A 21,443-nucleotide genomic window follows, 5' to 3' on the forward strand; every position below is an offset into this window, starting at 1 on the left:
CGGAACCCTCACCATCGCTCAGATCCCGCCCCGGGCGACGAGTTGCCCCGCGATGACATTCCGCTGGATCTCGTTGGTGCCCTCGCCGACAATCATCAGCGGAGCGTCCCGGAAGTAGCGTTCGACATCGAATTCGGTCGAGTAGCCGTAGCCGCCGTGGATGCGGACCGCGTTCAGCGCGATCTCCATGGCGACCTCGGACGCGAAGAGCTTGGCCATGCCTGCCTCCATGTCGCAGCGTTCGCCACGGTCGTACTGGTCGGCCGCATGCCACGTCAACTGCCGTGCGGCAGTGAGCTTGGTGGCCATGTCCGCCAGATAGTTGCCGATGGACTGGTGCTTCCAGATGGGTTGCCCGAACGATTCGCGCTGCTGGGCGTAGGCAAGAGAATCCTCGAGCGCCGCGGTGGCCACTCCCAATGCACGGCAGGCGACCTGGATACGTCCGGTCTCCAGTCCCTTCATCATCTGGCCGAATCCCTTGCCCGGTTCGGTGCCGAGGATCGCCGACCGGGAGATCCGGTAGTCGTCGAACGAGAGCTCACAGGTCTCCACACCCTTGTACCCGAGCTTCGGCAGATCACGCGAGACCGTCAGTCCCGGGCCATGTTCCACCAGCACGATGGAGATGCCCCGATGCCGTGGCTGCGCGGCGGGATCGGTCTTGCACAGCAACGCGATGAGACCTGAACGCCGTGCATTGGAGATCCACGTCTTGGAACCGTTGATGACCAGGTCGTCGCCGTCGACCTTGGCCACCGTCGACATGTTCTGCAGATCCGAACCGCCGCCGGGTTCGGTGAGCGCCATGGTCGCCCGCACCTCGCCGGTCGCGAGCCGAGGCAGATAGCGCTGCTTCTGTTCGTCGGTGCCGAACTCGGTCAACAGCTTCGCGACCACCGTGTGACCGCCCATCGCGCCGGCCAGACTCATCCAGCCCCGGGCGAGTTCCTGGGTCACCTGGGCATAGCAGGGCATCGACACCGGCGAACCGCCGAATTCCTCCGGAACCGCGAGACCGTAGATGCCGATCTGCTTCATCTGCTCGATCCACTTGTCCGGGTACTCATTGGCGTGCTCGACCTCCTGCACCGTCGGCTTGACGTCGCGGTCGACGAACGCGCGCACGGTCTCGACGAGAAACGACTCTTCGGCGTTCAGGTTGCTCATGGACCCACCTCACACAGCAGCAATACATTCGTGACTATTTGTACGGCCATATTTGCCCTACCCGGTCGCGCTGTCAAGGCCTGTCACGCACTTCCGTTGCACCCGCGCGTCTGGTAAGTGTTCTTGGGGACACCGATTTGGCCGCACATTTGGCCGTACCTGGGATCGAGGATTTCGTGCAGACAAACAGACGCCGGGCCGTCCTGGTCGCCCCCGCCTCCGATGATCGAAAGGCCCGCAAGGCACTCGCCTCGGACGCCGACGAGGTGATCCTCGACCTCGAAGACGCGGTCACGCCGCAGAACAAGAACTCCGCCCGCGACGCCGCCGCTGCACTCGTCGCGGAATTCGGTGGCGCTCGCCCGGTGTCGATCCGCATCAACGCGTTCGGGACCGACTGGGTCGAGCCAGATCTGTCCGCATGTGCCGCGATGGGATCGTCACTCGGGTCGGTGGTGCTCCCCAAAGCGGAGTCGCCCGAGCAACTCACGGATGCCGATCGGCTCCTCGGCAACTCGCCTGCCCGGTTGCAGATCCTCGTCGAGACCCCGACGGGCATCCGCGACATCGCCGCCATCTGCGTCGGGTCCGATCGGCTCGACGCGGTGATCATCGGTTACGCGGATCTCGCTGCAACGCTGGGGCGTTCGTCGACCGCACCGCAACTCGTCTGGCATCCGATCCAGGAGACCGTGCTGACTGCCGCCCGCGCGGCGGGCGTCTCGGTGGTCGACGGACCGCATCTCACCATCGCCGACGACGATGCGTTCCGGAATGCGAAGACCTGGGTCCGGGATCTCGGCTTCGACGGCACCTGGGTGATCCACCCGGCCCAGATCGATTCGGCGAAAGCCATTTTCACGCCCGACCCCGATGTGGTCGCCGATGCGCGACGAGTCCTCGACGCGCTGGACGAGGCCGCTGCACGGGGTGACGGTGCCGCCGCTCTCGACGGGCGGATGCTCGACGAGGCGCTCGCCGTCTCGGCGCGCCGGGTCCTCGCCAAGGCGGACCCCGCATGACCGGCGCGACCATCCAGGTCGGAGGCCCCTACTTCGACGAGCTCACCATCGGGCAGATCTTTGACGACGCACCGTCGGTGACCATCACATCGGGAATGGCGGCGACCCACCAGGCCATCGTCGGCAACCGGATGCGCCTCGCTCTCGACGTCTCACTGGCCGAGCGGATCACGGGTCGCGACCGTGCGATCGCCCACCCCGGACTGATCTGCGACCTGGCCATCGGCCAGTCCACGCTGGCGACCCATCATGTCAAGGCAAACCTGTTCTATCGCGGCCTGCGATTCTTGCGCCATCCGCACGTCGGGGACACGTTGAGCACCACGACCGAAGTGGTCGGGCTGCGGGAGAACTCGCCGAAACCCGGTCGTGCCCCGACCGGACTGGCCGCGCTGCACATCGTCACCACCGATCAGCAGGGTGCCGTGGTGCTCGACTTCTACCGATGCGCGATGCTACCGCTGAGTGATTCGCCGGACCCAGAACGTGTCCGTGCCTCCGACGACCTCTCCGCCATCGGCGCCGACCACTCCACCGAGTCGGTCATGCCGGACTGGGACCTCGCCGCATTCCGGGAGTCTGTTCGCGGACAACACTTCTCTCCTGACCTCACCGGTGATGTGTACGCGTCGAGCGGTGACGTCGTGTCGAACGCGCCGGAGCTCGCCCGCCTCACCCTCAACATCGCGGCCACGCATCACGACGAGCGGGTCGGCACCGCCGGGCGGTTGGTCTATGGCGGACACACGATCGGAGTGGCTCTCGCCCAGGCCAATCGCGCCCTGCCGAACCTGGTCACCGTGCTGGGCTGGGAGGCGTGCGACCACACCGGACCGGTCCGGGAAGGTGACACGCTCACCAGCGAACTGACTGTCGAACAGGCAATCGCCCTCGACGGCGGAGGCGGACTGCTCGACCTGCGGTCGGTGGTGGTCGCGCACGACGCCGACGGCCCACGCCCCGTCCTGGACTGGCGTTTCCGCGCCCTCATGGCGTAACCCCCTGACATGAGTACCCCCGAAGGAGCACGATCATGACCACCCCCGAGAAGCCGCTCGCCGGCCTCCGCATCGTCGAGGTGTCGAGTTTCGTCGCGTCGCCGCTGGCCGGACTGACCCTCTCGCAGCTCGGCGCCGAGGTGATCCGGATCGACCCGGTGGGCGGTGCGGCCGACGTGCACCGATGGCCGCTCACCGACAGCGGTGAGTCGATCTACTGGACCGGCCTCAACAAGGGCAAGCGGTCGATCACCGCGGATCTGCGCAGCGAGGCAGGGCAGTCGCTGGTGCAACGTCTGGTGTCCGATCCCGTCGCGGGGGGCGGAATCCTGCTGACCAACTCGGCGGGACGGTCGTGGATGAGCCACGAGACCCTCTCGGCGCTACGGCCCGACGTCATCACCTGCGAGATCCTCGGGCGCACCGACGGCACGCCCGGCGTCGACTACACCGTCAACGCGGGCCTCGGGTTCCCGATGATCACCGGACCGGTCACCAACTCCGGCACCGTGAATCATGTGCTGCCGGCGTGGGATATGGCGTGTGGATTGTATGCGGCCCTTGCCATCTCGGCCGCAGTCCGTCGACGCGAACGCAGCGGCATCGGCGCACACATCACCTTGCCGCTCGAGGACACCGCCCTCTCGATCGCCAGCACGCTCGGCTACCTGACCGAACCGCAGGTGAACGGCCGGGGACGGGTGGGCACCGGCAACGACGTCTACGGCACGTACGGAACCGATTTCGTCGCCGCGGACGGCGGCCGGTTCATGATCGTGGCGCTCACGCCACGCCATTTCCGCGACCTGGTCGCGCTGACCGAGGTGGGCGACGCCATCGAGGCGGTGGAGAAGGCGCTCGGCGCCGACTTTCGCAGCGAGGCCGACCGCTTCACCCACCGGGCGGTGCTGACTGCGCTCTTCGAGCCGTGGTTCGCGCGTCACAGCAGTGCGGAAGTCACTGCGGCGCTGGGCGGATCATCGGTGCTCTGGGAGCGCTACCGAAGTTTCGAGGAGGTCGTCGCGTCGGGGGTGCTGACAACCAACCCGATGTTCGCCGAACTCGACCAACCGGGGATCGGGACGTTTCTCGCCGCAGGCCATCCCGCCGCCTTCGACGGTGAGCACTACGTCACCGGACCGGCATCGGAACTCGGCGCCGACAATCCCCCGCCGGCCCCGTAGCCGCACTCAACCACCGCCCACCCACCGCCGGTCGAGTAGCCGCGAGCGTAGCGAGCGGCGTATCGAGACCACCCGAGCAACAGGCGATCTCGATACACCCGTTCCCCCTCACCACGCTCGTCCCCTACTCGATCACCCGCGCCGGGTCGGTCTCGTCGTGAGCCAGCTCGGCGAGGATTGCCTCGGTGTGCTGGCCGAGGGAGGGCACCGCCCCCATCGACAGCTCGACGTCGGCGAAGGTCATCGGGGGCAGCAACGCGCGGATCGGGCCCGCCTCGGTGTCCACCTCACGCCACCGATCGCGTCCGGACAGTTGCGGGTGCGCCACCACGCCGTCGAGCTCACGGATCTCGGCGGCCGGAATGCCTGCCGCAGCGAGTTTTTCGTCGAGTTCGGCGGTGGTGAACCGCTTGGTCTCGGCCGCGACCGCGGCGTCGACGTCCACCCTGGCGCCGACCCGGCCGATGTTGGTGGCGTAGCGGGGATCGGCGGCGAGATCCGGGCGTCCGAGTACCTCGCCGGCCAGGACCTGCCAGCCACGGTCGTTCTGGACCCCGATGAGGATCTCGCCATCACTGGTCGGATAGCGGTCGTACGGCACGATCGCCGCGTGTCCCACGCCGGAACGCGCGATCTGCCGGTCGCCGTAGAGCCGCATGTACATTGGATGCCCCATCCACTCGACCGTCGCGTCGAACATCGAGACCGAGACCGCAGCCCCCACTCCGGTGACCCCACGCCGCACCAGCGCACCGAGGATCGAGGTCAAGGCGTACATGCCTGCGGCGATGTCCGACGTCGGGATACCGGTCTTGGCCGCCTCGTCGACAGTGCCGGTCACCGAGATCAGACCCGCCTCCGCCTGCACCAACATGTCGTAGGCCTTGCGCTCCCGGTACGGACCGGCGTCGCCGTATCCCGACATGTCGACGACGATCAGGTCCGGATGATCGGCACGTAGTTCGTCGGCACCGAACCCCAGCCGTGCCGCGGCCCCGGGCGCCAGATTCTGCAGGAACACATCGGCGCGGTCGATCAGCCGGCGCAACGCGTCGCGCCCCGACGACGACTTCAGGTCGAGGGCCAGTGACTCCTTACCACGGTTGAGCCAGACGAAATGCGATGCGAGGCCGTGCACTGCGTCGTCGTAGTTCCGGGCGAAGTCGCCCTCACCCACGCGTTCCACCTTGATGACGCGGGCACCCATGTCGGCGAGATGTCGCGTCGCCAGCGGCGCCGCGACGGCCTGCTCGAGCGCTACCACGGTGATCCCGGCCAGCGGCAGGGGCATCTGATCGGCATCCACCGGGCAACCATCACCTGCCGACCCACAACGCGTCAACGGCGCGCATCTCCCACTGCCATAGAACCTTCCTCATCGTGTCTGAGTCGGACCCACTTTGAATATGACGAACCCCTCATGATCCGATGGAAGTTGATCGCCGCAACCGTCCGGATCATCGGCGGCATCATCTGGAGGTGAAATGACCACGATCGAGGTCACCGGCCATCGTCAGCGCGAGGCATGGGCCGAGAAGGTACTGCCCCCGGTCGAGGAGGTCCGGCCCGGCCTGTGGTCGATCCCGGTCCCGATGCCGTCGAACCCGCTGCGGTACGTACTCATCTACGCACTGGCGCTCCCCGACGGCATCGCCCTGATCGACACCGGATGGAACACCGACGAATCGTGGCGTGCCCTGGTCGATGGTCTGCACACCACCGGGCACGATGTGGCCGACGTCCGCCACGTCTCCATCACGCACTTGCATCCCGATCATTTCGGGCTGGTGCCGCGGCTGCTCGAGCACGCCGATCCGGTGCTCGCGATGCACCACAACGATGCGCGCCACCTGCACCATGTCACCGAGGCGGAGATAGAACGACAGATCGACGGCGCGCAGCGGGACCTCGAGATCCACGGCGCACCGACCGACGTCGTGGACACCGGATTCCGTGAGATCGCCCGCCTGCCGGACGGTCGCACCATGGATGTGGAACTCGACAACGGCGACCCACTGAATCTGCCGGGGTGGAATGTGCGGGCGCTGTGGACCCCGGGACACACCGCCGGCCACCTCTGCTTCGTCGACGAGGACGCCGGGGTCATCTTCACCGGCGACCACCTGCTGCCGCGGATCAGCCCGAACGTCTCGACGAATCGGTTCCAGTCACACAACCCGCTGTCCGAGTATCTGATCTCGCTGGCCAACACCGAGCACCTGCCCGACCTCGAAGCGCTGCCCTCCCACGAGTACCGGTTCCGTGGGCTCGCCGACCGCGTCACACATCTCCTCGCACACCATGAGGAACGACTCGACGAGATCACGGCGGCCGTGGCGGCCGAGCCCCAGAGCACAGCCTGGGACATCACCCGTTCGGTGACGTGGTCGCGACCATTCGAGCAGCTATCGGTCCCGCTCAGCCGAATGGCACTGGGCGAGACCAACGCACACCTGGTCGTCCTGCAGCAGCGAGGCATCCTGAGCCCGACCGAGGGTGTCCCCATCCGATGGTCGCTGACCACACCGTCCACCACAGTCGAGGAGACTTCCCGATGACCGCAGTTCTCACCGAGTTCGCCGACGGCGTCGCCGTCATCACCATCAACCGGCCCGAGGCCAAGAACGCGGTGAACCGCGAGGTGGCCGAGGGCATCGCGGCCGCGGTGGACGAGATGGACGCCCGCGACGACATCACCATCGGCATCCTCACCGGCGCGGGCGGCACCTTCTGTGCAGGCATGGACCTCAAGGGATTCACCCGCGGCGAGAACGTGAACATCGAGGGCAAGGGGTTCGCCGGACTCGTCGAGGCGCCCCCGGCGAAGCCGCTGATCGCAGCCATCGAGGGTTGGGCCCTGGCCGGTGGATGCGAACTCGCCCTGAGTGCAGACCTCATCGTCGCCGCGCGTGACGCGAAATTCGGCATCCCAGAGGTCAAGCGTGGCCTCGCAGCAGCGGCCGGCGGTCTGCAGCGGCTGCCGAAGATCCTGCCCTACCAGCTCGCGATGGAAATGGCGCTCACCGGTGACCCGATGACCGCCGAGCGCGCCCACCAGTTCGGCATGGTCAACCGGCTGGCCGAACCCGGCGAGGCACTGACCGTGGCTCGCGAACTCGCCGCGACCGTCGCCGCCAACGGACCGCTGGCCGTGCGGGCCACCAAGCAGGTGGTCTCCATGTCCATCGACTACACCGACGCCGACCTGTTCAAGGCACAGTGGAAGCACCTCGGGCAGGTCTTCACCTCCGCCGACGCACAGGAGGGTGCGCGCGCATTCGCCGAGAAGCGGACCCCCAACTGGACGGGACAGTGATCCCGACGGTCACGGGCAACCGCCCGTGACCGGCCCCGACGCAATCGACGATCCGTACCATCACTGACGTGGACCTGCACCTCGTCACCTACTTCGTAGCGGTGGTGGACCACGGCGGGATCACCAAGGCGGCGCAGTCGCTCTACATCTCGCAGCCGTCCCTCTCCCAGGCCATCCGGACGCTCGAGCGGCGGCTCGGCGTCACGCTGTTCGACCGCACCGGGCGTCGCCTGGAACTCACCGAGGCCGGCCGCAAACTCGATGTCGCCGCGCGGCGCATCCTGGCCGACGTCGACCGGGCCAAGGCGAAGGTCGAGGCCGTGCGCGAACTACGCGCGGGACGGGTCGACATCGTCACCCACGGCGCGTTCAGCATCGACCCGGTGGTGGAGATGATCCGGGTGTTCCGGGAACGGTTCCCGCGCCTCGCGGCGCGGGTCGTCGCGGCCGACGGACCGAGCGGTGTGCTGGCGTCCCTGCGACGGGGTGAGGCCGAGATCGGCCTCATGGATGCGGCGGCCGAGCACGCGACCTTCACCGCCATCCCCCTCGGCGCGCAGGAACTCGTGCTCGCCGCCCCGCCGCATCTGGCGGCCGGCCTCACCGATCCGGTGCCCCGCAGGCTGGTGCGCTCGATCCCACTCGTGTTCGACATCGCCGATCCGGGCTCGTCGGCGATCATCGGCGACCTCATCGACGACGACGCCCGTAACGTTGTGGTCGACTGCGCCCATCCGACGGCGACCTGGGACCTGGTGGAACGTGGCACGGGCGCCACCGTCGCGCCTCGGGTGGTCGCCGAACAGCAGATGCCGGGCAGTCGGCGATTGCGGCTCGACCCGCCGTTGACCCGGGCCTTCGGTCTGGTCCTCCGGGCCGGTCGGCCCTCGCCTGCGGCCATGGCCTTCATCGCGGTGGCCAAGGGGCACGTCGGTGTCACCACGGACCCGACCGAGTTCGGCGACTGGTAGGACGATGGAACTACGTCAGGTGGAGTACTTTCTCGCAGTTGTCGAACACGAGGGCATCGGCGGTGCCGCCGGGGCCCTTGGCGTCGCGCAACCCACTGTGTCACAAGCACTTCGGGCTCTCGAGCGCGAACTCGGCGTACAGCTGTTCCATCGCATCGGCCGTGGCATGGTGCTCAGCGCCGCCGGCCGGACGATGGTCGGTCCGGCACGTCAGATCGTGCGGGACGTCGGCGCGGTCGAGGATCTGCTGTCCGCATCGGCCGACGAACTGACCGGCCGCCTCGACATCCTCGCGGCCCCCGCGATGGCGAGCGGGCCGATCGTCGAGCTGATCGCGCGGTTCCGTCGTGAGTACCCCCGTGTGGGTGTCCGTTTCGGCGAGCTGCGCGATGAGACGCAGGCGGCCTCGGTGATCGAGGACGGACACTGCGAGTTCGTCGTCGCCCATCTCCCCATCGCGGGTGACGATCTGGAGGTCATCGTGCTCGGTGAGCAGGAGTACCTGCTCGTCTATCCGCCGGGATCGCAGGTCCCCGACGGGCCCATCCCGCTGGCGGAACTGCCCACGATCCCCATGGTGTTCGTCCCACGCGGGCACTCGGTCGCCGACGAGATCGAAGAGGCGATCCGAGTGGCCGGTGTCCGACCGCCGCTCGCGGTCCTGTCGGAGCATCGCGAGGAACGGTTGCCGATGGTGCTGGCGGGTATCGGCGGCACCTTGCTGGAGAAGACGATGGCCGAGGCCGCCGCCGATCGCGTCGTCGTACGTACCGTCGAACCGCGGTTCGTCCGGCCGTTCGCGATCACCTATGACCCGGCAGGCCTGTCACCCGTGGGACACGCATTCGTCGACCTGATCCGCGAATCGCCGTGATCCCGGTGCGCGCCTGGACTCAGACGACGCGTTCGAACACCGCCGCCAGCCCCTGGCCGCCGCCGATGCACATCGTCTCCAGTCCGTAGCGGACGTCGTTGCGCACCATCTCCCGCGCCAGGGATGCGAGCATGCGCACGCCGGTCGCGCCGACCGGATGGCCGAGCGAGATCCCCGACCCGTGCACGTTGGTGCGATCGAAGCCGCCACCGGTACCGAATCGTCCGAAACCCCACTCGCGCGTCACCGCCAGCGCCTGCGCGGCGAAGGCCTCGTTGAGCTCGATCACGTCGATGTCGGCGAGCGTCACACCCGCCTTGGCCAGCGCCTTCTCGGTGGCGGGCACCGGCCCGATACCCATCGTGCGCGGTGGGACTCCGGCGACTGCCCAGGACACCAGCCGCACCAGCGGGCGCAGACCGTGTTTCTCCGCGACGTCGGGTGTGGTCACGATGCACATGGCCGCCGCATCGTTCTGGCCGCTGGCGTTGCCTGCGGTGACGGTCGCGTCCGGGTCGGCCTTCCCCATGATCGGCCTGAGTTTGGCGAGGGAATCCGGCGAGACGTCGGGACGCGGATGCTCATCGGTGTCGATGATCTGTTCGCCACCGCGGCTGCGGACGGTCACGGGGATGATCTCCTCGGCGAGGATGCCGTCTTTCTGTGCCCGCACCGCACGCAGGTGCGACTCGACGGCGAGTTCGTCCTGTTCCTCGCGGGAGATCTCGTACTCCTTCCGGAGATTCTCCGCGGTCTCGATCATGCCACCGGGCACCGGGTAGTTCTGCCCTCCGGCGGTGGACCGGGCACGAACCAGGCTGTCGTGCATGGCGATACCGGTTCGGGCGCCGCCCCAGCGCATGTCGACGGAGTAGAACGACGCATTACTCATCGATTCCGTCCCACCGGCGACCACGACATCATTGTCGCCGGCCGCGACCTGGAACGCGGCCTGGACGACCGCCTGCAGCCCGGAGCCGCATCGCCGGTCGATGTGCATGCCGCCCACCGTGATCGGCAGGCCTGCGTCGAGTGCGACGACCCGGCCGATGGCCGGCGCCTCACTGTTGCCGTTGCAGTGCCCGAGGACCACATCTTCGACCACATCCGGCGCGAGCCCGGTCCGATCAAGCATGCCGCGCAACGCGGTCACTCCGAGTTCGACGGCGGTGACGTCTTTGAACATGCCGCCGTACCGGCCGATCGGGGTGCGGACGGGTTCACAGATCACCACGTCACGTAAAACAGTGTCTCTCATTGCAAGCCTTTCGAATTCGGCGAACCACGGTGTCGGCGGCGGGCTGCGTTCACATGAAGCGCCCGCCGGTCACCTCGAGCACCGTCCCGGTCATGTACGAGGACATGTCAGAGGCGAGGAAGAGAGCTACGGAGGCCACCTCACCGACCTCGCCTGCCCGCTGCATGGGGATCTCGGCCATCTTCTGGTCCCACGCCTTCTGCGGCATCGCCTCGGTCATCGCGGACCGGATGAGACCGGGCTGGATCGCATTGACCCGTACCCCGTGATGTGCCATCTCCTTGGCGGCGGCCTTGGTCATGCCCACGATGCCTGCCTTGGCGGCCGAATAGTTCGTCTGCCCGACCATCCCGACCTTGCCCGACAGCGACGAGATGTTCACGATGGCACCGCGTTTGGCCTCGCGCATGATCGCGGCAGCCTTGCGGGTACCGTTCCACGTCCCCTTGAGATGCACGGAGATCACCAGGTCGAAGTCGTCCTCGGACATCGTGCGCATCGTCGCGTCACGGGTGATGCCGGCATTGTTCACCATCACGTCCAGCGAACCGAAGCCGTCGACGGCCTCGGCCAGAAGCGCATCGACGCTGGTGGAGTCGGTCACATCGCACCGCACGGCGCGCGCGACGTCGGTGCCGCCGAGCTTCTCCACCGCGGCCTGGGCGGCCTCTTCGTTCAGGTCACCGAGCACCACGCGTGCACCCGCGTCGACGAACGACCGTGCGATCTCGAGTCCGATGCCCTGCGCACCACCGGTGATGACCGCGGTCCGCCCGTCCAGGAGGGTGTTGGGTGCAGAAGAGTCCATATGACGGAATCTACCGGCCGCCGCACCGAATCGACCCCCGCCGATCCATTCGAAGCGGCTATCCGTGCAGTAGCGAGTTCGTAGTGGACCGCGCCCGCCGAGGGCGCCACAGTGGGAGGATGACCGGTGTCATGAACACAGCAGCTGCCACATCCCAGGTGTCCGCCGAGGACTTCGCGGACATCCTCGCCGCCACGCGTGAGTTCGTCCGCGAGAAGGTCGTCCCGCGTGAGCAGGAGATCCTCGACGGCGACGCGATCCCCGACGACATCCGGGCCACCGCCAAGGACATGGGCCTGTTCGGCTACGCGATCCCGCAGGAGTGGGGCGGCCTCGGCCTCGACCTCACCCAGGACGTCGAACTGGCCATGGAGTTCGGTTACACGTCGCTGGCGCTCCGGTCGATGTTCGGCACCAACAACGGTATCGCCGGCCAGGTACTCGTCGGTTTCGGCACCGATGAGCAGAAGCGCACCTGGCTGGAGAAGATCGCCTCGGGCGAGGTGGTCGCCTCGTTCGCGCTCACCGAGCCGGGCGCCGGCTCGGACCCGGCCGGACTGCGCACCAAGGCGGTTCGCGCCGGATCGGGAGATGACGCCGACTGGGTGATCACCGGCGAGAAGCGATTCATCACCAATGCGCCGTTGGCCGACCTGTTCGTGGTGTTCGCGCGGACCGAGCGCCGGGAGCGCAGCGAGCGGGCTCAATCCTCGGAGCGCATGGCCGACTCCGACGGGACCGGGATCGCGGTGTTCCTGGTTCCCGCGGGGACGTCGGGTATCACCATCGGCGCGAAGGACCGCAAGATGGGACAGGAAGGCGCGTGGACCTCGGATGTCCACTTCGATGACGTCCGGGTGCCTGCCTCGGCGCTCGTCGGCGGCAGCGAGGACGTCGGCTATCGGGCAGCCATGACCTCACTGGCACGAGGCCGTGTCCACATCGCGGCTCTGTCGGTCGGTACCGCGCAGCGCGCTCTCGACGAATCGGTGACGTGGGCCGCCACCGCGACCCAGGGCGGCACCGCGATCGGCGAGTTCCAACTCGTACAGGCCATGCTCGCCGACCAGCAGGCGGGAGTGATGGCCGGACGCGCGATGGTGCGGGATGCGGCGCGCGCGTGGGTCGACGAGACGGACCGACGGATCGCACCGTCGGCGGCCAAGCTCTTCTGCACCGAGATGGTCGGCAAGGTCGCCGATCTGGCTGTGCAGGTTCACGGTGGCAGTGGCTACATGCGCGACGTGCCCGTCGAGCGGATCTACCGCGACGTCCGCCTGCTCCGACTGTACGAGGGCACCAGCGAGATCCAGCGGCTGATCATCGGCCGGAATCTGGTGAAGCGAGCGCAACGGGGCTGATTGCCGTGCCCCTCGACCTCGTGGGCACTGAACTGATCGCAGGGGCCGCCACCCGAGGTGTCACGGACGAGTGTGGCGGCTGGTGACCACCGATATCCGACGTTGCAACGGTTGTCCGGTTGACCCGGCCCCGCCCATCGTGTCGGTGGCCGCCGATAATCCGATTTCAGCACCGCGGTCTCCGAGGCTGCAACGGCCAAACGGCCACCGTAGTGCTTCCTCATCGGCGGATGCGGCAGGCACTCGACCATTGCGGGATCCCGACGAGTACGAATCGGTCTCGCCTGGAACGACTGTCGCGGATGCCGACCATGTGGACAGAATTCACGTCCCCGCCGATCTTGTCGGTGCCCGCAGATAGTCTGGTTCCACCAAGCCGAAATGATGACAGCCGGTCGACCGCAGGACACCCGGTTCTGGTCGACCAGAGACAACGATGACGATGCCCTGCAAGCGCATCCGCGTTATCCGAGAGGCTGTACATGACCACCACGGTTGAGCTGTCCACCATCGCCGATTCGTTGCGCGATGTCGCATTCGCCGACGACATGTCCGGCCGCGGCGCGTTCGAGGCGATGCGCACGATTCTGACGCTGCGAAATCTGATCGATCATCACGCGGCCATTCTCACCGGTCACCTCGAACGGCTCGGCGTCGGCGAGAGCCACGGACGCAAGCTCCGAGAGTTGTTGATCGTCATGGGCTTCGCGCCCAACGTCGCTGCGCGACTGATCCGGATCGCGGCCTCGACGGCCGCCCTGCCGACCGCGCATGCCCATGCCGCCGATGGTGCGATCTCTGCCGAGCACATCGATGCGATCGTCACCGGCATCGCACACATCGCGAAGCGATCACCCGAATCGGTCGACGACGACACCCGATACGGGCAGCTGACCGATCTGCTCGGCCAGTTCTTCTTCGGAGCGACTCCCGCCCAGATCGCCGCGCGCGCCAGGGTGATCGGCAACGAGCTCGCCGCGACCACCGACGGCGGTTTGCCGGCCGCCGAGGACCGTTCGATCAATGCCCTCACCCATGCCGCCGACAGCGACGGCCGCCTACAGGTACGCGCCGACCTCGACACCGAGGTCGGCGAGAAGTTTCGGGCCGCGATGGAGGAACTCGGCGCTCCGCGGCCCGAACCCGACGGATCCGCCGACGCCCGGTCGATCGAACGTCGGCAGGCCGATGCGCTCGAAACGTTGTTGGACATCGCCTCCCGCGGCGGCGACACCGCATCGGCACCACGTACCCAGGTGCTGATCACGGTGCCCGCCGATGCGCCGATCCAGGCATCATTGCAGTTCATGGGATCGGTCACCGAAGCCACCCTGGCGCAACTGACATGCGATGCCAGCGTCACCACTGTCATCGTCGACGGTGAGAAGGTTCCCCTCGACATCAGCCGCGACAAGCGACTGTTCACCGCCGCGATGCGCAAGGCCCTCTATGTCCGTGATCGCTGCTGCATCAAGTGCGGTGCACCGGCCGCCCGCACCCATGCCCACCACATCGTGCACTGGGCCGACGGCGGTGAGACCGCCGTGGTCAACGGCTGTCTGCTGTGCCCGTCATGCCACGCCGACGTCCATCACAACGGCTGGGACGTCACCATCGGCCTCGACAAACACCCCTGGCTCATCCCACCGGCCACCCTCGACCCACGTCGACAACCCATACCCGCCCACAACCGGCGCAGCATGACCCTCGACGACCTACCCGCTGCGGCCTGAAATGGCTTCCACCTCAAGCACACTCGACGTCGACAACGCCAACCCGGCAGACAACTGACCGATCAGCGGCGAACACCGCACCGTTCCTTGACAACTCCACAGTGTTCCTTGACAACTCCACAGTGTGAAACACGCATGGCCGCCGCTGACCGAGTGGCAACCGACGCCACTCGGTCAGCGGGCCGTGGGTGCCAGCCGACCGCGCAACGCGACCTTCTGGATCTTGCCCGCAGCCGACGTCGGCAGGGAGTCCACGACGATGACGTCGCGGATCTTCTTGTACGGCAACACCTGCTCGGCGACGAAACCGCGGACGAGCTCCTCGTCGACCACGTGGCCGTCCTTGGGCACGATGAACGCGACCGGCTCCTGACCGACACTGCCCGCCTCACGCCCGACCACGGCAGCGGAGGCAACATCCGGATGCGTGACCAGGATCTCCTCGAGCTCGCGTGGATAGACGTTGTAGCCCTTGTAGATCAGCATGTCCTTGGCACGGTCACAGATGTAGAGATAACCGTCGTCGTCGCGGTAGGCGATGTCGCCGGTGTCGAGCCATCCGTCGAGATACTGCGCGGCCGTGATCTCGGGGTGGCCCAGATAGCCGGCGGTGACCTGAGGTCCGCGGACCCACAGCTCGCCACGTTCACCCGCCGACAGCACGGTGTGCGGGTCATCGACCGAGCGGATCTCGATCGCGGTGTCGAATGTCGGCAAACCCACACTGCCGAGCCGGTAATCACCGTCACTCGTCAGCGGCGCCGACGAGACCAGGCACGTTGCCTCGGTGAGTCCATATCCCTCGACGACCGCCCCCGAGGGGAAGGCCGCCTGCAGCAACTCGAGTGTCACCCGGTCGATCGGTGCAGCGCCCGATGACACCACCCGAACCGACGACAGGTCACGGCTCCCGACGTCCGGGTGCGTGGCCAACGCGTGCCACATCGCCGGACTGCCGGTGATGTAGGTCGCGTGATGCCGTTCGATCAGACCGAGCATCTTCGCCGGATCGAACCGTCCCGCCAGCACCTGGGTCGCACCGCAGAGCAGCAGGAAGGACATGTTGATGAGGGCGTGCGCGTGGAACAGCGGCGACACCACGACGGTGGCGGCGTCGCCGGGGACCACTCCCCGACTCTCACCACCTCGTGATCGGAGCTGGACGTACCCGTCGTCGCCCTCGATCACCGCGTGCCCGGCGCGCCACCCGACCATCTGGGTGACGTTTCCGATCACGTTGCGGTGCAACACCTGAACACCCTTGGAGACCCCGGTGGTGCCGCCGGTGAAAGCGAGGTGCGCGACGTCGGCGGAAGTCACCGACGTGGCCGGGGCGACGGAGTGGCCCGCGGTGAATTCCGCGAGCGTCACCACCCCAGCGGGTGCCGACGGCGCGTCGGGCTCGGCCAGCACCACGGCGAGAAGTCGGGTTTCGCCGGCCGCATCAAGCAGACGGTCGAGTTGCTCGGCTCCGGTGAACGCTGCCACCGCACCCGTTTCGGCGAGCTGCGCCCGCAAGCCGGGAACGGGTTGGAGCGGATTGACGAGCGTGACCGTAGCCCCGGCGCGCAACGAACCGTAGTAAGCGACGACGAACTCGATGCTGTTGGCAAGATGCAGCAGGACCACGTCGAGATAGTCGACCCCGGACGCTCGCAACGCCGCTGCGACCCGGCCGGTTTCGACGTCGAGTTCGTCGTAACTCAACACACGGTCACCGTCGACCACGGCCGCCCGATCGCCGTACATCCGCGCCATACTCGGCGGCAGTGCGGCCACCGGGACGTCGGGATAGTGGAGTTGGGTCGACCCGTGAGAAGCGGCGGCCCCGTTGCGGGCCTTCGTCGACGCATCACTCATCGCGGTGCCATCCGGATCGCTCCGTCGAGGCGGATCGTCTCGCCGTTGAGATAGCTGTTCTCGAGGATCGAGACCGCGAGTTGCCCGAACTCCGACGGCTTGCCCAGGCGAGACGGATTCGGGATGCTGGCCGCGAGAGACGCACGGACGTCGTCGCGCAGCCGCGCCAGCAGGGGCGTGTCCATCGTGCCCGGTGCGATCGTGTTGACCCGGACGAGTTTGCTCGCCAGGTCGCGCGCTCCGACGATCGTCATGCCGACGATGCCCGCTTTCGAGGCGCTGTAGTTGATCTGACCGATCTGCCCCTCGAAGGCGGCGACCGAGGCCGTGAGGACGATGCAGCCGCGCTCGCCGTCGATCTCGTCGAGCCGCGCCATCCGCTCGGCACCCAGGGAGAGGGCATTGAACGAGCCGACGAGGTTCAGATTGATCACGAACTCGAAGTCCTCGAGCGATCCCGCCTTGCCATCCCTGTCCAGCACGCGCATCCGCCGTCCGGCACCCGCGCAGTGCACCAGCCCCCGCAGACCGCCGCGCTCGTCGGCGACGTCGAGGGCGGCAGCGAACTGCTCACGATCGGTGATGTCGGCCGGGGCGAAGCTCGCCGACGACCCGAGTTCGTCTGCGACGGCTGCGCCGTCTGAGGTGGGCAGATCGATCACCGTGACCTGTCCCCCTGCGTCGACGATGCGGTTCGCCGTTGCTAGCCCCAACCCCGATGCGCCACCGGTGACGGCGAAGGACTGACCTTTGAGTTCCATTGTGTTCCTTTGGTTTTCAGACGAGTTCGACGATGGTCGCGTTGGCCATGCCGCCTGCCTCGCACATCGACTGCAGCCCGTAGCGGATTCCGTTGTCGCGCATGTGATGGATCAGCCTCGTCATCAGGATCGCGCCTGAACCACCCAGCGGGTGGCCTACGGCGATGGCACCGCCGAGCGGGTTGACACGTTCGGGATCGGCACCCGTCTCGATCTGCCACGCCAGCGGGACCGGGGCGAAGGCCTCGTTGATCTCGAAGGCGCCGATGTCCCCGATCGAAAGGCCCGAACGCTCGAGTGCCTTCGCGGTCGCGGCGATCGGGCCGGCGAGCATCATGACCGGGTCGTCGCCGGCGACCACCGCCGTGTGCACCCTGGCGATCGGAGAGAGTCCCAGTTTCCTCGCCGTGTCGTCGCCCATCACGAGCAGCGCGCCGGAACCATCGGAGATCTGAGAGGCATTGCCCGCGTGGATCACCCCGTCGTCCTTGAAGGCAGGCTTGAGCGTGCTCATCGATTCCAGCGTCCCCCCACGGCGGATTCCCTCGTCACCTTCGAGAACGCCCGTGATGGGTGCGAGTTGCCCGTCGAAGGCCCCGTTGTCGGCGGCGGTCGCCGCACGCTCATGGGACCGCAGGGAGAACTCGTCGAGAGCGGTTCGACTCAGTGCCCACTTCTCGGCCATCATCTCGGCGCCGACCCCCTGGCTGAAGCGGTCCACCCCGTATCGGTCGAGCACCGTGGCCGGCTGATTCTCGCCGTCGGGCGCCGCACTGCCCATCGGCACCCGGCTCATCGACTCGACACCACCGGCGACCACGACGTCCTGCTGACCGGAGATCACCGCCGCCGCAGCCATGCTGACCGCCTGCTGGCTCGATCCGCAGGCTCGGCTGACCGTGGTGCCGGGGACCGATTCGGGCCAGCCGGCGGCGAGGACGGCGGTCCGGGCGATGTTGGTCGCCTGCTCGGACGTCTGACTGACGCAGCCCCAGACCACGTCATCGATCACCGACGGGTCGATGCCGCTGCGCTCGACGAGGGCCTCGAGGACGTGGGCCGACAGATCGGCGGGGTGGATTCCCGACAGGGCGCCCCGGCGGCGTCCGATCGGGGTACGGACGGCGTCGACGATCACTGCATCACGCATGGGACTTCCTTCTACTGACGGTGGATCGGATTGCTGTGCTGAGGTCATCGGGCCCCACTCGAATCGACCATGAAGCACGGTGGATCACAAGTCGATTCATGCTCACGGACGGATAGCCCGAACCTATGGACGGGTCGCGTCGTCCACCAGGCCGCGCCGGACCAGCATCTTGTCGCGTTCGGGATCGGCCAGGACGAGCGCGATCACCGCGCACACCGACGCGACGAGTCCGAGGATCTGGAATGCGGTGGCGTAGCCCTGCGCAGGAGTGGCCGCCGCATCGACGATCAGACCGGTGGCATACGGCGCGACGAGGCCACCGATCGCCATGATCGCCAAGAACACGCCGAGTGTGCCCGCGGTCTGACGCGGAGGGCAGATCTCCGAGATCGCAGCGTTCATCAGAGGGAAGACGGTCGTCGCGAAACCGTAGCCGACCGAGACGACCAGCACGGCTACTGCCGGGGTACCGATCGACGGCAGCAGGAACAGCAGGACGCCGGAGATCAGCACGCCGACAGACGGCACGATCACCCGAACCTTTCGTGAGGTGGCACCCCGTGAGATCAGGCGGTCGGCGACCACAGAGGTCACCAGCATCAGGACGAGTCCGACGATCGACGGGAACGCGAACATCGAACCCGCCTGCAACCGGCTGTAGCCCAGACCGACCTCGAAATAGGAGGGCAGCCAGGTGAGGACCACCGTGACCAGGGCATACACACTCATCACCAGCAGAGCGCCGCCGATGAACGTCCGGGAGGTGAAGATCCGCACCCACGGGACAGCGGGCTCCTCGCCCGCCGTTGTGGTCGGGCTCGTCGCAGAGCCCTTGGCACCGGAGATGTACGGCCCGTCCTGCCAGGTGGCCAGCCACACGACACACCACAGCAGCCCCGCCACCGAGAGTGTCACCAGGGCCGCGCGCCAACCGAGGTTCACGGTGACCAGCGCGAGGATCGGCGCGATGGCGATCTTCGCGATGGAGGCGGCGCCGGCCAGAAGAGCGCCCGGCAGCGCACGCTTCGCCGGCGGGTGCCACGAGTACGCCGCGGTGTGCAGCAACGCAGAACTGGGACCTTCGGCGAATCCGAGCAGCAACCTGCTCACGATGAGCACCGCGAAGGCAGCAACTGCGACCAGCGGCAGCATCGCGAATGCCCAGCACAGCGCCAGCAAGACCAACGCCCACCGGAGCGAGAACCAACGGTTCAGTGCGCCTGCGAAGAATCCGCCGATCGTGAAGGTCAGGAAGAACAGGCTGCCGACCAATCCGATCTGCGAGGACCGCAGACCGAGTTCGTCGGCGAGCGGCTGGGCGATGATGCCCAGCACCGCCTTGTCGGCGTAGTTGATGACGTACAGCGCCACCAGTAGCGAGGTCAGTCCCCACGCCTTTCGTGGTGAACCGGCGCGGTCGCGCAACCCGGTCGACGCGGGAAAGTCCTGGGTCGCCGCGTCCGGATCGACTTTGGTGGTCGGCATGGAGTCTCCTTCAGCAATGCGGGGAAGGTCGGAGATGGTGGTGTGGGTCACACCGTGTCGATTGAAACGTCCCGTCGCAATCGCGAACAATGTCCGTTCGGCGAAGAGTGGGACTGCCACTGCCTATGAGTCGACTGCGTACATCCGGTGACCACGCCTCATTGGCTCCCGCTAACGCATCGATAGCCGATCGCGTCATTCCCTCGCGCACGTCCGGCAGGCATGCTGAGAGGGTTCACCGGTGTGCCCTCCGCCACCGTCGAGCGCCCTGACGACAAGAATCCGCCGATCGAAGAAGAGGTCAGATGACCCGTCTCGCACAAACTCTGGGGTTGACCGGGATCCAGTCCGAGATCGTGGCGAATGTTCGCCGGTTTGTGGACAAGCAGATCATTCCGTACGCGCAGGAGCTCGAGCATGGCGATGTCTATCCGCAGGAGATCGTCGACGGGATGCGCGAGATGGGGTTGTTCGGCCTGATGATTCCCGAGGAGTACGGCGGGCTCGGTGAGTCGTTGTTGACCTATGCGTTGTGTGTCGAGGAACTCGCCCGCGGCTGGATGAGTGTGTCGGGGGTGATCAACACCCACTTCATCGTCGCCTACATGCTGCGCCAACACGGCACCGACGAACAGAAGCAGCGATTCCTGCCACGCATGGCCACCGGCGAGATCCGTGGCGCGTTCTCCATGTCCGAACCCGAACTGGGCTCCGACGTCGCGGCGATCACGACCACGGCCAAGCGCACCGGCGACGGCGACTACGCGATCACCGGCCAGAAGATGTGGCTGACCAACGGCGCTTCATCCACCCTGGTCGCCGCCCTGGTACGCACCGAGGAAGGCCACGACAAACCACACAAGAATCTGACCACGTTTCTGATCGAGAAACCGGCGGGCTTCGGCGAGGTACTTCCCGGGGTGAACATCCCCGGCACGATCGACAAGATGGGCTACAAGGGCATCGACACCACCGAACTCCTCTTCGACGGCTACCGCGCACCCGCCACCGATATCCTCGGCGGCGACCCGGGCCGCGGGTTCGCCCACATGATGGACGGTGTCGAGGTCGGCCGCGTCAATGTCTCCGCACGCGCCTGCGGCGTCGCGCAGCGGGCCTTCGAGTTGGCGGTGCGCTACGCCCAGCAGCGCACCACCTTCGGTAAACCCATCGCCGAACACCAGGCGATCGCGTTCTCACTGGCCGAGATGGCCACCAAGGTCGAGGCCGCACACCTGATGATGGTCAACGCCGCCCGCCTCAAAGACTCCGGCGAACGCAACGACGTCGCCGCCGGGATGGCCAAATACCTGTGCAGCGAATACTGCGCCGAGGTCACCCAGGCCTCCTTCCGCATCCACGGCGGCTACGGCTACTCGAAAGAATTCGAGATCGAACGACTGATGCGCGAAGCCCCCTTCCTCCTCATCGGCGAAGGCACAAGCGAAATCCAGAAACAAATCATCAGCAAAGGACTACTCCGCGACTACCG

18 protein-coding genes are annotated in these 21,443 nt (G+C 67.0%); 10 read left to right on the plus strand and 8 right to left on the minus strand.

Annotation, left to right across the window (positions count from 1 at the left end; translation table 11 throughout):
* Nucleotides 1-18 precede the first annotated feature (18 nt).
* Nucleotides 19-1,170: an acyl-CoA dehydrogenase family protein gene (locus IDF66_RS18110; RefSeq protein ID WP_164307220.1), complete on the minus strand. Its 1,152-nt coding sequence runs from the start codon at nt 1,168-1,170 to the stop codon at nt 19-21.
* Nucleotides 1,171-1,346: 176 nt separating this feature from the next.
* Here IDF66_RS18110 and IDF66_RS18115 point away from each other — a divergent pair, with 176 nt between their 5' ends.
* Genes IDF66_RS18115 through IDF66_RS18125 form a run of 3 tightly spaced genes read left to right on the plus strand, consistent with a single transcriptional unit; the run spans nt 1,347 to nt 4,374 of the window.
* Nucleotides 1,347-2,192 (plus strand): HpcH/HpaI aldolase/citrate lyase family protein, encoded by an 846-nt coding sequence (locus IDF66_RS18115; protein WP_190268001.1) that lies wholly within the window; start codon nt 1,347-1,349, stop codon nt 2,190-2,192.
* The gene (locus IDF66_RS18120) at nt 2,189-3,190 is read left to right on the plus strand and encodes a MaoC family dehydratase (protein WP_190268002.1); all 1,002 of its coding nucleotides are present in this window, start codon (nt 2,189-2,191) and stop codon (nt 3,188-3,190) included. The genes IDF66_RS18115 and IDF66_RS18120 overlap by 4 nt, the downstream gene beginning before the upstream one ends.
* Nucleotides 3,191-3,225: 35 nt before the next feature.
* A complete protein-coding gene (locus IDF66_RS18125; RefSeq protein ID WP_190268003.1) occupies nt 3,226-4,374 on the plus strand; it encodes a CoA transferase in 1,149 nt (382 codons plus the stop codon).
* A gap of 124 nt (nt 4,375-4,498) precedes the next feature.
* Here the strand turns inward: IDF66_RS18125 and IDF66_RS18130 are convergent, their stop codons facing one another.
* Complete coding sequence (locus tag IDF66_RS18130) at nt 4,499-5,665, minus strand: CaiB/BaiF CoA transferase family protein (RefSeq protein WP_190268076.1); 1,167 nt, start codon at nt 5,663-5,665, stop codon at nt 4,499-4,501.
* 193 nt (nt 5,666-5,858) lie between these two features.
* Here IDF66_RS18130 and IDF66_RS18135 point away from each other — a divergent pair, with 193 nt between their 5' ends.
* The 4 genes from IDF66_RS18135 to IDF66_RS18150 all read left to right on the plus strand — a co-directional run bounded on the left by IDF66_RS18135 (nt 5,859) and on the right by IDF66_RS18150 (nt 9,535).
* Nucleotides 5,859-6,932, plus strand: a complete 1,074-nt coding sequence (locus IDF66_RS18135) for an MBL fold metallo-hydrolase (protein ID WP_164307224.1) — start codon at nt 5,859-5,861, stop codon at nt 6,930-6,932.
* Nucleotides 6,929-7,690: a crotonase/enoyl-CoA hydratase family protein gene (locus IDF66_RS18140; protein ID WP_164307225.1), complete on the plus strand. Its 762-nt coding sequence runs from the start codon at nt 6,929-6,931 to the stop codon at nt 7,688-7,690. The genes IDF66_RS18135 and IDF66_RS18140 overlap by 4 nt, the downstream gene beginning before the upstream one ends.
* Nucleotides 7,691-7,758: 68 nt before the next feature.
* On the plus strand, nt 7,759-8,661 hold the full coding sequence (locus tag IDF66_RS18145) for a LysR family transcriptional regulator (protein WP_190268004.1): 903 nt from the start codon (nt 7,759-7,761) through the stop codon (nt 8,659-8,661).
* 4 nt (nt 8,662-8,665) lie between these two features.
* Nucleotides 8,666-9,535, plus strand: coding sequence for a LysR family transcriptional regulator (locus IDF66_RS18150; protein WP_190268005.1), 870 nt, complete (start codon nt 8,666-8,668; stop codon nt 9,533-9,535).
* 19 nt (nt 9,536-9,554) lie between these two features.
* Here the strand turns inward: IDF66_RS18150 and IDF66_RS18155 are convergent, their stop codons facing one another.
* Nucleotides 9,555-10,793 carry an acetyl-CoA C-acetyltransferase gene (locus IDF66_RS18155; RefSeq protein WP_190268006.1) on the minus strand — a complete coding sequence of 413 codons (1,239 nt, stop codon included), beginning with the start codon at nt 10,791-10,793 and terminating at the stop codon, nt 9,555-9,557.
* A gap of 49 nt (nt 10,794-10,842) precedes the next feature.
* Nucleotides 10,843-11,601, minus strand: a complete 759-nt coding sequence (gene fabG, locus IDF66_RS18160) for a 3-oxoacyl-ACP reductase FabG (RefSeq protein WP_190268007.1) — start codon at nt 11,599-11,601, stop codon at nt 10,843-10,845.
* 119 nt (nt 11,602-11,720) lie between these two features.
* Between fabG and IDF66_RS18165 the strand changes: the two genes are divergently transcribed.
* Together IDF66_RS18165 and IDF66_RS18170 are read left to right on the plus strand one after the other, a co-directional pair.
* Complete coding sequence (locus IDF66_RS18165) at nt 11,721-12,962, plus strand: acyl-CoA dehydrogenase family protein (RefSeq protein ID WP_190268008.1); 1,242 nt, start codon at nt 11,721-11,723, stop codon at nt 12,960-12,962.
* A gap of 482 nt (nt 12,963-13,444) precedes the next feature.
* Nucleotides 13,445-14,695: an HNH endonuclease gene (locus IDF66_RS18170; RefSeq protein ID WP_190268009.1), complete on the plus strand. Its 1,251-nt coding sequence runs from the start codon at nt 13,445-13,447 to the stop codon at nt 14,693-14,695.
* Nucleotides 14,696-14,869: 174 nt separating this feature from the next.
* Here IDF66_RS18170 and IDF66_RS18175 read toward each other — a convergent pair whose 3' ends face one another.
* From IDF66_RS18175 to IDF66_RS18190, 4 genes are all read right to left on the minus strand, one after another.
* Nucleotides 14,870-16,555: a class I adenylate-forming enzyme family protein gene (locus IDF66_RS18175; protein ID WP_223309731.1), complete on the minus strand. Its 1,686-nt coding sequence runs from the start codon at nt 16,553-16,555 to the stop codon at nt 14,870-14,872.
* Nucleotides 16,552-17,316, minus strand: a complete 765-nt coding sequence (locus tag IDF66_RS18180; RefSeq protein WP_190268010.1) for an SDR family NAD(P)-dependent oxidoreductase — start codon at nt 17,314-17,316, stop codon at nt 16,552-16,554. The genes IDF66_RS18175 and IDF66_RS18180 overlap by 4 nt, the downstream gene beginning before the upstream one ends.
* A gap of 16 nt (nt 17,317-17,332) precedes the next feature.
* The gene (locus tag IDF66_RS18185; protein ID WP_164307233.1) at nt 17,333-18,466 is read right to left on the minus strand and encodes a thiolase family protein; all 1,134 of its coding nucleotides are present in this window, start codon (nt 18,464-18,466) and stop codon (nt 17,333-17,335) included.
* A 123-nt stretch (nt 18,467-18,589) separates the two neighbouring features.
* Nucleotides 18,590-19,951 (minus strand): MFS transporter, encoded by a 1,362-nt coding sequence (locus tag IDF66_RS18190; protein ID WP_164307234.1) that lies wholly within the window; start codon nt 19,949-19,951, stop codon nt 18,590-18,592.
* Nucleotides 19,952-20,256: 305 nt separating this feature from the next.
* Between IDF66_RS18190 and IDF66_RS18195 the strand changes: the two genes are divergently transcribed.
* Nucleotides 20,257-21,443 (plus strand): acyl-CoA dehydrogenase family protein (locus IDF66_RS18195; RefSeq protein WP_190268011.1); only part of this gene is annotated, 1,187 nt, incomplete at its 3' end.

It is taken from the genome of Gordonia hankookensis (assembly GCF_014673215.1).
Classification (GTDB): Bacteria; Actinomycetota; Actinomycetes; order Mycobacteriales; family Mycobacteriaceae; genus Gordonia; species Gordonia hankookensis.